The organism is Colwellia sp. BRX8-5 (assembly GCF_014077325.1).
Lineage (GTDB): Bacteria > Pseudomonadota > Gammaproteobacteria > Enterobacterales > Alteromonadaceae > Colwellia_A.
The window spans coordinates 1-13,264 of sequence record NZ_JACGVR010000029.1; the positions used below are offsets into that span (position 1 = coordinate 1).

Annotated in this window: 10 protein-coding genes; 7 read left to right on the forward strand and 3 right to left on the reverse strand. The window is 39.7% G+C overall.

What is annotated here, in order from left to right; all coding sequences use genetic code 11:
- Positions 1-325 precede the first annotated feature (325 nt).
- Positions 326-2,830, reverse strand: coding sequence for a S8 family serine peptidase (locus tag H4J62_RS15685; protein ID WP_182216991.1), 2,505 nt, complete (start codon positions 2,828-2,830; stop codon positions 326-328).
- Between the two features lie 350 nt (positions 2,831-3,180).
- Here H4J62_RS15685 and H4J62_RS15690 point away from each other — a divergent pair, with 350 nt between their 5' ends.
- Entirely contained in the window at positions 3,181-5,694 is a 2,514-nt protein-coding gene (locus H4J62_RS15690; protein ID WP_182216993.1) for a S8 family serine peptidase, read from the forward strand.
- A gap of 109 nt (positions 5,695-5,803) precedes the next feature.
- Here H4J62_RS15690 and H4J62_RS15695 read toward each other — a convergent pair whose 3' ends face one another.
- Positions 5,804-6,421 carry a response regulator transcription factor gene (locus tag H4J62_RS15695; RefSeq protein ID WP_070373951.1) on the reverse strand — a complete coding sequence of 206 codons (618 nt, stop codon included), beginning with the start codon at positions 6,419-6,421 and terminating at the stop codon, positions 5,804-5,806.
- Between the two features lie 616 nt (positions 6,422-7,037).
- Between H4J62_RS15695 and H4J62_RS15700 the strand changes: the two genes are divergently transcribed.
- The 6 genes from H4J62_RS15700 to H4J62_RS15725 all read left to right on the forward strand — a co-directional run bounded on the left by H4J62_RS15700 (position 7,038) and on the right by H4J62_RS15725 (position 12,325).
- Entirely contained in the window at positions 7,038-7,415 is a 378-nt protein-coding gene (locus H4J62_RS15700; RefSeq protein ID WP_070373952.1) for an RNA-binding S4 domain-containing protein, read from the forward strand.
- A 266-nt stretch (positions 7,416-7,681) separates the two neighbouring features.
- The gene (locus H4J62_RS15705) at positions 7,682-8,128 is read left to right on the forward strand and encodes a RimK/LysX family protein (protein WP_220465981.1); all 447 of its coding nucleotides are present in this window, start codon (positions 7,682-7,684) and stop codon (positions 8,126-8,128) included.
- A gap of 121 nt (positions 8,129-8,249) precedes the next feature.
- Complete coding sequence (locus H4J62_RS15710) at positions 8,250-8,906, forward strand: response regulator (protein ID WP_182216997.1); 657 nt, start codon at positions 8,250-8,252, stop codon at positions 8,904-8,906.
- Positions 8,907-8,924: 18 nt separating this feature from the next.
- Entirely contained in the window at positions 8,925-9,938 is a 1,014-nt protein-coding gene (locus H4J62_RS15715) for a HAMP domain-containing sensor histidine kinase (protein ID WP_182216998.1), read from the forward strand.
- 63 nt (positions 9,939-10,001) lie between these two features.
- Positions 10,002-11,606: a hybrid sensor histidine kinase/response regulator gene (locus tag H4J62_RS15720; protein ID WP_182216999.1), complete on the forward strand. Its 1,605-nt coding sequence runs from the start codon at positions 10,002-10,004 to the stop codon at positions 11,604-11,606.
- A 239-nt stretch (positions 11,607-11,845) separates the two neighbouring features.
- Positions 11,846-12,325, forward strand: coding sequence for an RNA polymerase sigma factor (locus H4J62_RS15725; RefSeq protein ID WP_182217000.1), 480 nt, complete (start codon positions 11,846-11,848; stop codon positions 12,323-12,325).
- Positions 12,326-12,416: 91 nt separating this feature from the next.
- On the opposite strand, the gene H4J62_RS15730 is transcribed toward H4J62_RS15725, so the two are convergent.
- Positions 12,417-13,238, reverse strand: a complete 822-nt coding sequence (locus tag H4J62_RS15730) for a mechanosensitive ion channel family protein (protein ID WP_182217001.1) — start codon at positions 13,236-13,238, stop codon at positions 12,417-12,419.
- Positions 13,239-13,264 lie beyond the last annotated feature (26 nt).

A 13,264-nucleotide genomic window follows, 5' to 3' on the forward strand; every position in this document is an offset into this window, starting at 1 on the left:
GCAATTTGCAATTTGCAATTTGCAATTTGCAAATTGCCAACTATTAATTCGACTATCACTGCAAGGCAATACCTAACGAGAAAAATAGAACCAGCTCACCAACCTCTGCAGAGAACAAACAAGAGATCACTTGGAAAATTTGTCAATGATATCGCTTAACATAGCATTAGCTTATCAAAACTATACTGAAAAAAGCAGAAACTATGATTAACAGTGTGAGTGGCAAGGGTAGCTAACAGGTAAAAAAAAGGAGGCCAAATGGCCTCCTGATTAATATGCGGTACTAGTTACCGAAAGTAATTACTCAAAGTATTGACCAAAGAGCTTACTGAAAGTATTGACCAAAAAGACGACCGGCAGTTAAAGCATATTCTGCACGAGTGACTTTATAATTTCCACCAAAGCTAGCGTTCAACTGTGGCGTTAAGTCGTAAGTACCTTGAGTAACATCAAAGTGAACATTCAATAATGAAAGCTGTATGGCAAGTTGCACATAACCTTTCATATCGTCGGCAATGCTGTCTTGATCTGCTAGCACAATAGTCTGACCATTATAGTCAACCGTAATTTCATCTTTCTCAGGATCAAACGCTTTAGCCATTGATTCTAGTCCTAGAATTTGAACTAAGCTGTAAGCTAGGTCTACTTTAGATACACGACCGTTATGTGCAAACTCACCATTTTGACTAAGCATAACTGGCTGCTGTTCACGCAAGCTATCTTTCAATGCGCCACCGTTAACCGATACCGATTCAATAAACGCTTGGTAACCACTAGGTACTGAATTAAGCTCTGGCTTTGGCTCGTTGTCTAATTCACGGTATTGACGAACAGCGCCGCCCATGACTAGGTACTTAGCTAAGTCTTTACGTTTTAACTTTGCATCAGGGTTGAAATTACCGTTATTAAAACCATCCATTAGTCTTTTGCTTACTGCATATTTTATCGCATTTTCATAACGATGAGCGGCTATATCGTTTACCCCTTCAAAGCCAATTAAGTCTTCAAAATTTATTTTAACATCGAAATTTTCAGGAGCCATTGGCCCATTAGTTAGATCAAGTGGATCTGGATTTACGCCAGACAAAGAGGTTAGTCCGTCAACTCGAACCGTCCACGTACCTGCCATTGCAGGTGCCGTAACACGCATATCAGTTCCAAGCACAGGTAAAGTTAAGTTACCAAAGTATTCAGTGCCATCGGGGTCAATTAAAACTAATTTAGCCGTATTAGCCAATGAGCTCGCAGAGCCCTTAACCCACAATGCTTCACTGTGAACCTGAAATTCAAATGAGTTTTGCAGTCCTAGTGGCTCTGTGACGCCATTGGGTGTTGACCAGATAGAACCTTCAGGGCTTTTTTCGCTAATTTCAACTAGCGTATTAGCATTGAAAACTTTACCGCGTAGGTTATTAACCGTGACACTGTGGTTCATATCATAGTTTTTGGCTGCGGCTACTGCTGCACGGGCGTTTACAAATCCAGCACCGACTTCAAAGCGCTCGTAACCTGGCATATTAGTCGCAGATTCTTGTAACAATTTTTTGATGGCCATGTTATCTAAGTCAGGATTAGCTTCTAACATTAGTGCAACAATACCAGCAACATGAGGCGTTGCCATCGACGTACCTGATATCATGGTATAGAAAGGTAAATGAGTAGGGTCCATCGCGTCTACATCAGCTTCACCACCATTTGCGCCGGCATTAGTAACTGCACGAGTAGAAATAACGTCTACACCAGGAGCTACGATAGTAATTTCATTATTGTAGGTCCATTTTGTACCATCTGGCATATCGAACTCGCCAGATTCATACTTATAACCACGTGAAGAGAAACCAGCTAGTGTGCCATCTTTTTCTCCTGCGCCAATAGACATGCCCCAAGGAATTTGTGCATAAGGGTTGTGCGTATCTTCACCTGAGCCGGAGTTACCTGCTGCAAATACAGATAATATTCCCATTTTATGGGCTTTATATGAAGCTAGAGAAACGGGGCCAGTCGGGTCGAACTTACCACTTGAACCCCATGAGTTACTCATTACGCGCAATGGATTTTCGTAACTATCACCTTTAGTAATGGCATAGTCATAAGCGCCTATAGTATCAAGAATAAGAATAACACCACCTGAGCCATAGCCTACTAGCTTAGCATCTGGCGCTGCGCCTGGGTAAAGGCCATCTGACATAGTACCATATCCAGCAATAGTGCCAGCACAATGGGTACCGTGGCCTGAATTAGTATCTGTGTTAGGTTGGTTCTTAAGTATTAGACCTTCGGTTACACCCGTTATGCTTAATAAACTTGCATGCGTTAGACCTTGCACGTTATCAATCACTTTATCGCCAAAGAATAAATCCTGATGGGTAGCATCAATACCCGAGTCGTTAACCATTACAGTTACGCCTTTACCGGTATATTCAATGTCATTTTGTGCTAAAAACGCTTCACCTTGTACCGCATCAACCCCCGTGATCTGACGAGCATCAGAATTAAAGTATTCAAGTTCACGATTTAACCATACCGAGCGCACATCGCTACGTTGAGCAATGGCTTTAATTTGATCTAAGTTAGCGACTACGCCAATAACAGGAACCGAAGCAAACTGAACAGCCTGACTAATACCTAGTCCAGAAAGATGCTCTAGTTGAGTTGTTGATACCGGCTCTAATTGGTTATAAGTTACTACGGCCATAACCGTTTGAGTACCAACCATAGTCGGTAAAAACTCAGCTAACTGCTCGCCAATGGCAGCGTTAGCGAAAACTTGAGACGGCATAGTTAATGCCATGGTTGCTGCTGCTATTGCACTTAAGGTAAATTTTTTCATTATTTCACTCGTTCTAGTTATTGTTAAGGGGTGTATATAATTCACTCAAGCACTCTATCGAGTTAAGGGGGGCTGAGTAAATAGGGGGTTCCCCCTATCTACAGAACTATTAGCTAGATTAAAATCACTAATGCGATCAACTCGCTGATACTTTGTTTCTAAAATGATTCACCTTATAGGTTTGCTAATTACGCAGTTATTTATCCAATAATAGGGGTAAGCCCCTATTTTCATCTTAATGGTTTGTTGGGAGACTAAAGGTGATAAAAATATTTAAATAATTAAAAACAATTAAAAATATTTAAGATATTTAACCTACAAGTATTAAACATATTGGAGTTTGAAATATAATGAAAAAATTTACCTTAAGTGCCTTGGCTGCAGCCTCTTTGGCAATGACATTACCTACGCACGCTTTAGCTGATGCTGCTATTGGCGAGCAACTGGCACAAGTGCTTCCGACGATGACGGGCGAAGAAACAGTTATGGCCGTGGTAACATTTGAACAAATGAAGCCAATATCAGTAAGTCAAATACGGGCGTTAAAAGCCTTAGGTATCAGTAAGGGTGTGCAGTTTTCTGCCGTACCTATTATGGGTGTTGTTGCTAATGTTGCACAAATCAAAGCGATTGCCGGACGAGATGATGTCCGTTCAGTATGGTTAAACCGTAAGCTTGAGTATTTTAATGCTAACTCTCGTGAAATTACCGGTGTTGACAAAGTTCAAGGTACCGAGTTTGCAAACCGCAATGGCGGCATAGAATATACCGGTAAAGGCGTAACCATTATGGTTAATGACTCGGGTATTGATGCAACACACCAAGATTTATTCTTTGGCGACGTAGTGGTTGATAACGTGCAAGCGGCAACACACTCACTCGATCTCGCTGAAACCGGTATTACAGACGGTTTTGTTATTAAAAACCAACCTAATACCGACTTGAATGTCGGCCACGGTACTCACTGTGCTGGCACTATAGCGGGTTCGGGCGCTATGTCTGATGGAAAATATAAAGGCGTTGCACCCGATGCTGATTTAGTCGGTTACGGCTCAGGGTTAGGTTTATTTATTTTAGATGCTGTTGGCGGCTATGACTATGCTATTAACCACGTTTATGACTATGAACATCCTCTGCGTATTATGAGTAACTCTTGGGGTTCAAGCGGTAAATTTGATGCTAATGGCCCTGTTGCCTTGGCGTCATATAAAGCTTACAAATTTGGTGTTTTATCGGTATTTGCTGCGGGTAACTCGGGCTCTGGCGAAAATAGCAATAACCCTCATGCTCAGATCCCTTGGGGAATGTCAGTAGGTGCAGGCGATAGCAATGGTAATTTAGTCGACTTTTCATCTCGTGGTTTAGAATATGAAAGCGGTGATTTCACCATGCCAGATGGTAAGGCGTGGACTTACACTAACGAAGTCACAATTGTCGCACCAGGGCGCAACATGGTATCAACGCGTTCATCAACCAATATGGCTGCCAATGGCGGAGATGCTGATTTGGTGCTTGACCCAGCACATATTCCTTTTTATACCCGTATCTCGGGTACATCAATGGCAACACCACACACTGCAGGTGTCGCAGCGCTGATGATGGAAGCTAACCCATCGCTACATATCGATGAAATAAAGCAATTAATGAAAGAGTCTGCGACCAATATGCCAGGTTATGAGTCTTGGGAAGTTGGGGCAGGCTATGTTAATGCACGTGCGGCAGTCGCGGCAGCCAAAGGATACGATGCCGATCAGAAGCAATCTGTTAACAACAGCGCAGATGCTCATTTCACGGCCAGTATTAATATGGATGCAGTGGCAATTACTGAAGGTGCTTTAGCGTTTGAAACACTAGAGTCACAAGTGATTGAATTTGTTGTCGATGCCAAGGCAAAGACCGTACATGTTGGCTTAACGGCCTTAACAAGTGTTAAAGCTGTGCTTGTAGCACCTGATGGACAACGTTTTGAAGGCGATTCTACCGACCCAGTTTGGGACAGTAACTCGTTTGTAACGGCTCCGGCACAAGCGGGTACTTGGCGCTTATCTATGGAAACTGACGCCTTTGGTTTATCAGTGCCGCCTGCTGCTGCAGCTTACGACGAACAGGCACAAACTGAAGAAGCCAGTGATAACCATATCAGTTATTGGGTGTGGCAAGATGTTTTCAAAGGCACAGAAGGTATGAATGACGTAGCAGGCCATAGTCAGCAAGTAGCAATAGAAACAGCGGTACTTGAACGTCTTATGGATGGTCGTTCAGCTAGATCTTTTGCACCTGATGCGATGTTAAATCGTCAAGAATTGGCTAAGGCCTTGGTCATGGGAGCATCGGTACGTCAGCATCGCAGTTTAGATAACGAGGCCGATATAAGCCTAAGTGGTGTTAACGCTAGATACCGTATTTTTGCTGAATCAGTTGCTATGTCAGGTGCCGCATTGAAAGATGCTAAACAACAATTTGGTCCCGTGATGATGGCTGATAATAATGGCGACTTCCACGGAAAATCAGCTGTGACTCGTGCTGACTTAGCTTATAGCCTAGTACAAGTGATTGGTAAAACTCAAGAGGCAGTAGACTTGGGCGAAGCGCATCAAATCACGGTTAATTACCATGGTGAATCAATCGTGATTGCTGACCAAAGTGATATTGCTGATAACATGCGCGGTTATGTGCAAATTGCTTTGAACGAAGGTCTGTTAGGTGTTCGCTATAGCCTTGAGCAAGGTCAATTTGATTTACAACCGACAATGGTAGCTACATTTAATCCAGAAGACGGTGTAACTCGTGCTAACTATGCGATTATCGCTAATCAAATAGATAAAAATTACTTTGTCTCAGGGACAAGTTCGAACGCAGAGTAATAACAGCTAAATGTAGAGCAGAGTACGTATAACATTTACGTTCATTAAACGCCCTCCTTGTAGGGCGTTTTTTTGTCTCTAGCAAAGTTTAAATGAGATAAAATAAGCACTATTCAAGAAGACCTGCTTTATTAGCCATTCTTAGTAGTTCTGCCACACTGCCAACCTGCAGTTTTTTATATATTTTGGTGCGATGATTTTCCACCGTTTTTACACTCATATTGAGTAATTCTGCTATTTTCTTACTAGTATTACCGGCAATTACTGAGAAAAACACTTCTCTTTCTCGCCGAGTTAATACTTCTAATGGGTTGGACGCCGGCTGACAATTATTGGCAGATAAGTTTGGAAAGAAGGTTTTACCGTTATAAACATCTTTAATAGCATGAATAAGAAGATCTGAGGACGACTCTTTGAGGATATAACCTTTAGCACCCGCTTTTTGCATCGCTAAAATATACTCAAGTTCGTCGTGCATGGATAAAACTAATATTTTTGTCGTTGGGCGTTGCGACAATAGTTTGTCAATTGCCACCAGTCCGCTCATATTTGGCATAGAAATATCCATCACCACAACATCAGGATCGGTTTTTAAGGTTTGACTGATTAATTCTATTCCATCTTTACATTCAGCCAAGATAGTAAACTCGTTACCTGCCTTTAAATAGTTTACTAATGCTTGGCGCATAAGCACATGGTCATCAGCAACAACTAGTGAAATACTCATAACGAAAGAGCCATGGTATAACCACTATCATCTTGAGCATCTTTGACAAACATGCACCTGTACAAGCGTTTTACTAATTCACTTAATTGACTTTGTTCAAGTTTATTCAAATTAGCCTCTGTGTCCGGGTAAAGAAAAAAATAATGCGATACACCACTAATAATAGAAGGATGCATGGTGTTGTTCTGCAACTTTTCATGTTTTCTTAACAAGTAATAAAGTTATTTACCCTGTTCGCCGTAAATTTGATTATGGCATAATTATAAACTTTAGCATTGTATAAAACATTTAAAAAGCATCAACTTATTCCTCAGCCAAGTAAACCTTGCTGTGGCTAATAATGGCCATAAAGTTTGATCAGTTTGTCAAAGCGGTCGACTAACTGCCGCTAAAAAAGCTAGAGACAGAAACTTTATCAGCCGAAAGTCAGCTTAACCGTTAACCCAAGCATTTAAATTATCAAGGCTATATATTAAGTGAGCTTTAAAAAGACCTGTTTTAATTGACGAAGTGCGATAATAAAATTTACGACTAAATAATCTATACCTTATCCTTGTCACACTTCTTTATGTTATAATTGTTGCCATTAAATTTAATATCACTAGGCTAACGTTACATGTCTGCACACCCTATTATTAATATTTCGGTTGAACCAATCGAGCTTTGTAAATTACTAAAAATTGCCAATATGGTCGGTGGTGGTGGCGAAGCCAAAATAGTGATCAGCGAAGGTTATGTTCTAGTTAACAATGAAGTTGAGTTTCAAAAACGAAAGAAAATTCGTCATGGCGATACCGTTGAATTTGATGGCGAAATTTTTGAAGTTGCCCATACTCCAAAACAAAAGTCATCAACGACTGCACAGCCCAGTGGAGCTGGAACTAAAAGCTCGCTTAAAAAGAGTAAATCAAACACTAAAGAAACCTTTGTTTCTGCAGAGCAAGCAATTGAACCATCATCTTTGCCGGCGAAGAGAAGACCTATTTCCTTCTAATTTCAAACAAATTTGATGATATACCCCCAGAAAAACACTCCTTAAATGGGTGGACAATCAAGCCACCCTACTTTACTTTAGTAATAAAAAAGCTATGCTTATCGAACAGTTATGGCGCTTATAACAATAAGAGCTGTCATTATTGCTGACAACGGCAACATCTTTTTGGCGTAGTATTTCTTAATAACAATGATATGCTATTGTTTTAGCACTTGTGCCGTAAAATATAATTTTGTCTGCTACAACAACATAATGAAATGGATAATATGAAAGAAAAAATACTTGTCGGTGCTAGAGAAACTATTGATTTACCCGAATTAGAGCTATTTGAGGTTGCAACCCGCATTGATACTGGCGCGCAAACTTCATCGCTCCATGTTGATCATATTTCTGAAAATAAAGTCACTGGCATGTTGGACTTTGAATTTCATCCTGATTCTCACGATGTCACTAAAACGATTAAATGTTCGGCAAAGATAGTCGATAGAAAACGTATAAAATCATCTAACGGAGAAAAAGAACGTCGCTATATCATCAATACGTTGGCGGTAATGGGCGAATTAACATGGACAGTAAGACTGTCATTAACCGACCGGTCAAGCATGAACCACTTGATGCTATTGGGACGTGAAGCGATGAAAGGTGAAATGTTGGTCGATCCAGAATTTAGTTATCTCGCCTCAGTAGAAAAAATATCACCGAGTGTTGATTAACGTTGAATAACCTTAACAATAGTCAATAATCAATAATCAATAATCAATAAAGCAAAGGCCTTAATATGTCCTTAAGGTTAGCATTTTATCATAGATAGTTTTGTAGTCAGCGGAGTAATAAATGCGCATATTAATCGTCGAAGATGACAAGATCATCGGTGATGGTTTAGTTCAGTGTCTATTAATGGATAACTACGCCGTTGATTGGGTTGAAACTAAAGAATCCGCTGAAACAGCATTACTCACCACACCTTATGATTTACTTTTACTCGATATAGGTCTGCCCGATGGTTCTGGTCTCGATGTACTTAAAAAGCTTCGACGAGATAAAAATGATGTACCGGTACTCATCTTAACCGCCTACGACGAAACACCACATAAAGTTGAAGGGTTAGATGCTGGTGCAGATGATTATTTGGTTAAACCCTTTGATTTAGATGAATTATGTGCTCGGATCAGGGCGCTACAAAGAAGAGCAAGTGGCCGTGGCACCCCACTCTTCAAATCAGCCAATATTATTCTTGACCCCGCCACTCACAAAGTTACCCAAGCCGGCGAAACCGTTAGATTAGGACCAAAAGAGTTTGCTATTTTACAAACATTAATGGAAAAACCAGGACTGATACTTTCTAAAGCCCAAATCCAAGATAAACTCTATGGCTGGAATATGGAAACTGAAAGTAACACCATTGAAGTGCATATCCATGGTATACGCCGTAAATTAGGTAAAAGCGCAGTGATTACTGTCAGACATGTTGGCTATCACGTCGCAGAGTAGTGACAAAGGGAAGATAAAATGTTTCAAGAAAAATTACTTTGGCCACTGAGCATCTTACTGATAATCACCTTTTTGACTTTGGGTTTAGGATTATACCTCAACGGCGCAACGACAATATTTTATCTTGCTTTTATTAGCACTATTTTACTGGTGTTTGTGCTTATTAACATTCACCGTAATACCCTACCTACTAAAATTACTGACTCTCTGGCTCAGTTAACAAAACAGCTTAAAGGCTTTGAAAGCGGAAAAACCGATGATCTTCCCCTTAATAATTGTCCTAGTGAGTTAATTGCATTATCGCTAGTGATTAACGCGCATCTAAAATTAGAGTCTGACCGAATTACCCATGAACAAATGTTTAGCTCAGAAGCGTCTCATGAATTACGCACCCCTTTAGCGGGTATTCGTATTCAAGCGCAAATAGCACAAAGAACGAAAAATCCAGCGCAACAACAAAAAGCATTAAATAGTATTATCAAAGCTATAGACAGAAGCTCTAGGTTAGTTCAACAACTCCTTATTTACTCAAGACTGACAAAGCGTAGAACAAATGCAGAGTGCTCAACAGTGATATTGAGCGAGATAATAACGAGACTTATCGAATCCCATCAAGAAACTCAAAATGAGCGCCACATAAAGCTTTTGCTCAATATCGATGAGGCCATTGACTCACTAGGCATAGGGTCTCACGAAGAGCATTTAGCGATCTTATTTGATAATTTATACACTAATGCGCTAAATAACACGCCTATTCAAGGTATCGTGTCTCTATCTTTGACCTTAGTCGGCGAGCAATTGAGCTTTGTAATAGAAGATTCAGGGTTAGGTGTCCCTGCAAGTGATTTTGCTCGGATCGTTAAACCCTTTCAGAAATCTCAAGACGGAAAATTAAAGGGAACAGGATTAGGTTTAGCGATATGCGATCGCATCACGTCTTTACATGAAGGGCGATTAATTCTCTCACAATCAAGCGAATTGAAAGGCTTAGCCGTTAGAGTACACGTAATAGTCAATATTCTAGCTAGCTAGTGTTACAAAGCTCATGACATTACAATTCATATATTTATGCAACATTAAGGGTCCGCTAGCCGCATGCAAATGATCACCACTTGGATAAAACGTCTTTCTCGAGCAAGAGATATACAAACGGCTAAATCACTGGTGTGTGCAGCCTTTACAGCGTTAAGTCATGCAGATTTTGTCACGGTTTTAGTCGCTGGTGATGAATTGACAGCGCATTCATTTGAGACAACGTCAAACTTAGCCAAGAAATATACTGACGATGAATTTTTCTGGTTGAGCCCAAACGAAGCAATTGAATTGACGCAATTTTTACCGAATAACAGTCCAAATCAAGCTGTGCTAGTGATCCCTATTAAAGATGAAAAACTTATCGCCACAATATGGGTAAGTTGGAATAATTGTCCCAAGGGAAGTGAACCGGTTGTTGACCCGCTTTTAATACTTGCTCAATGTTTTCTGATTGTCTTAAAAAATGTTGTCGTGCACTCACAATTAGCAAAACAGATGGCAGAACGTACGTCCAACCTGTCTGAAGCTAGGCAAGAAGCTGAGGCCGCAAATCAACTCAAAAGTCGTTTTCTTTCAGCGGCTAGCCACGATCTTCGCCAGCCGCTACAACAAATAAGTAGCCTTATTGATGTGCTCGTCAGACAATCTAAAGAACAATTGCCACAAACTCAATTAAAACGTATCCAACGTATTATTAGTGATATGAACACTTTGCTCAATAGCTTGTTGAATTTAGACCGATTGGAAACAGGGAGCATTGAGCCAATTTTCAAAAAAATTCAAATTACAGATATTTTTGATACCCTTAAAAGTGATTTTGCACTACAAGCGGCTGAAAAAAATATCAATTTAGTTTTTGAAACATCGCCAGTAACCATAATTAGCGATCGTGCCTTGTTGTTGCAAATCTTAAGAAATCTACTTGGTAATGCCATAAAATACACGCATCTAGGTGAAGTTAGGGTATCAGCCAACCAAGAGAACGACTTTTTAATATTAGCTATCAGCGATACGGGTCCGGGTATTGAGCAAGAAAAACAAGCGTCTATTTTTGATGCCTTTTATCAGCTTCCCTCTCAACACAATAACAGCTCAGGATTTGGTATTGGTCTAGCATTAGTTAAAGCATTAGCCCAAACCATGAACCACCCAATAACCTTAGTTTCAGAAATAGGTAAAGGCTCTGTTTTCTCAATTCAGCTACCGGTTAATAATAGCGCGGTAGATGAATTAAATAACCAGGATGATGATATCGTGCAATTTCCAGAACAAGACAATTGCATGGTGCTCTACTTAGAAGATGATGATGAACTCGCTGATAGTATTTCAACGCTTTTAACCATGGAGGGCTATCAAGTTATCACCGCAAGTTCATCGGTTGAAGCAAAACAGGTCATTGATGAGCAGCAAAAAATACCCGATATCATAGTTACAGATAATAGTTTAGATGCGGGAGAAAGTGGCATTGAAGTTGTGCAACAAATCCGTATTGACGCTGAAAAGTATATCCCCGCTATTATGTTAACCGGCTATACAGAAAGAACCGTGCATCAAAAAGCACTTAAAGTTGTACAAACAGTGCTCAGTAAACCGGTAGATGCTGACGATTTACTCAAAGAAATTGATGCTATTCAACAAGATAGCAATCAAACAAAGCCCAGGTAAAAGGGCTTAATCTTTAGCTATCATGCTGAAATCCTTGCTGTTAATCACGCTTAGTTCAGCTGTTTAGCTGTTTAGCTACTATTTAACTCAATGTTTTTCTCTTATTTAACAATATAATATCTACAAGCTTAAGCTGAGCTTAATATTACCTACCTAAATTGTGCCACTAATGACTTATTTAGTTTAGGGACATACTTATCAATACACTTGTCGAAAATACCCCAGCGACGAAAGCTACATTGTCAAAATCAGCATTAAGCCACGCACTAGAAGGTTTAAGAACGCAGGTATTAAATTTTTGCCAAAGCTACCTTCACAATTTACCTGATGCAGAAGAAGCTTGTCAGGACACTTTGTTTAAAGCTTACCAAGCTTATAGCCGCTTTGAAGGAAAAAGTAGCCTAAAAACATGGGTGATGAAAATAGCAGCCAATGTTTGTGCCAGTTTTTATCGCAGTAATAGCAAGTATAGAGCGACCTTTTCAGACGATAGTTTTCAATATGCTGAACAACTCGTTGAAGCTGTTGAGTCACCCTTGGAATTTAATACGTTAATCAAAACACTCAATCATCAAGAGAAAAACATTTTGCAATTTCACTTTGTTAAAGGCCTACCACTGAGTGAAATTGCAAAATTTTTAGATATCAATAAAAGTACCGTAAAAATGTGCTACTACCGAGCATTGAACAAATTTGAATCAAATTTATTAGCGGCTTAACCGCTATTCAATAACCTTTTAAAAGCGATGAGACAATATGTAAACGGCTCACATAAAGAAATTAAACGGCTGAATAAAAAGTAATTGAGCCTTAAGTACTTTGTTTTTTAAATTCTTTATACCAAAGCCCCATAAAGTCTTCAGTTAACTTGTGCTCAATTGTTAATGCTTTTTCAGTAGGACAAAACAAAGTGAAATTTGCTATAAACTCACCTAAGTCTGTAGTGCTGAAATGTATTTCAGGATCAGGGCCAGAAATTTTGGCTTCTAACTTTCTTTCAATTACGGTGTTGTAACGACTAGCCACTTCATGAAATTCTTGGCAATATTGTTTAGCGTTATTAGCGATCGCGTCATAAATCGGATAAGGGTTAAAACTTTCTTTGCGGATAATGGTAAAATGGTGGGTCGCATAACGCTTGTTAAAATTTAAGTTTTTTATCGCACTGGTAATGAGCTTGTTATTAGGGAGGTAAATTGTTTTCCTTGAAAACTGATAAGTCCGCATATCAATCTCATGCAGTGTGGTTTTTATCCAGTCCATTTCCACTACTTCCCCACAGTAATCTCCTACTTGTACCCAATCACCGATCCTAAAAGGTCGGGTTGTCACTAAGTAGACAAAACCGATCACACATTGAATGAACTCTCTTGTGGCAAGCACAATCGCCACCGCAAAAGCCGCCACCGATAAAGCAAAGTTTTGAATTTCAGTCGACCAGACCAATAACAACATTAACACCATAATAAAGTTAATCAGGTGCTTAATATTGTGTGAGGTATTCCTAACATCTAAAGATTTTTTTACCGCGCGCTTGTGCGCTAAAATGTCAACGAGCACCTTTAAACTAAATGCCGAACCAAGCACTAACAATGAAATAAAAACCGGGTGTATCAATAATTCTTTGAGCATACATTCCTAATAAAGTAATAAAGATT

Bases quoted from the DNA above. Each gene is read 5' to 3' on its own strand.
- H4J62_RS15685 (WP_182216991.1), bottom strand. From the start codon at position 2,830: ATGAAAAAATTTACCTTAAGTGCAATAGCAGCAGCAACCATGGCATTA.
- H4J62_RS15690 (WP_182216993.1), top strand. From the start codon at position 3,181: ATGAAAAAATTTACCTTAAGTGCCTTGGCTGCAGCCTCTTTGGCAATG.
- H4J62_RS15695 (WP_070373951.1), bottom strand. From the start codon at position 6,421: ATGAGTATTTCACTAGTTGTTGCTGATGACCATGTGCTTATGCGCCAA.
- H4J62_RS15700 (WP_070373952.1), top strand. From the start codon at position 7,038: ATGTCTGCACACCCTATTATTAATATTTCGGTTGAACCAATCGAGCTT.
- H4J62_RS15705 (WP_220465981.1), top strand. From the start codon at position 7,682: ATGAAAGAAAAAATACTTGTCGGTGCTAGAGAAACTATTGATTTACCC.
- H4J62_RS15710 (WP_182216997.1), top strand. From the start codon at position 8,250: ATGCGCATATTAATCGTCGAAGATGACAAGATCATCGGTGATGGTTTA.
- H4J62_RS15715 (WP_182216998.1), top strand. From the start codon at position 8,925: ATGTTTCAAGAAAAATTACTTTGGCCACTGAGCATCTTACTGATAATC.
- H4J62_RS15720 (WP_182216999.1), top strand. From the start codon at position 10,002: ATGCAAATGATCACCACTTGGATAAAACGTCTTTCTCGAGCAAGAGAT.
- H4J62_RS15730 (WP_182217001.1), bottom strand. From the start codon at position 13,238: ATGCTCAAAGAATTATTGATACACCCGGTTTTTATTTCATTGTTAGTG.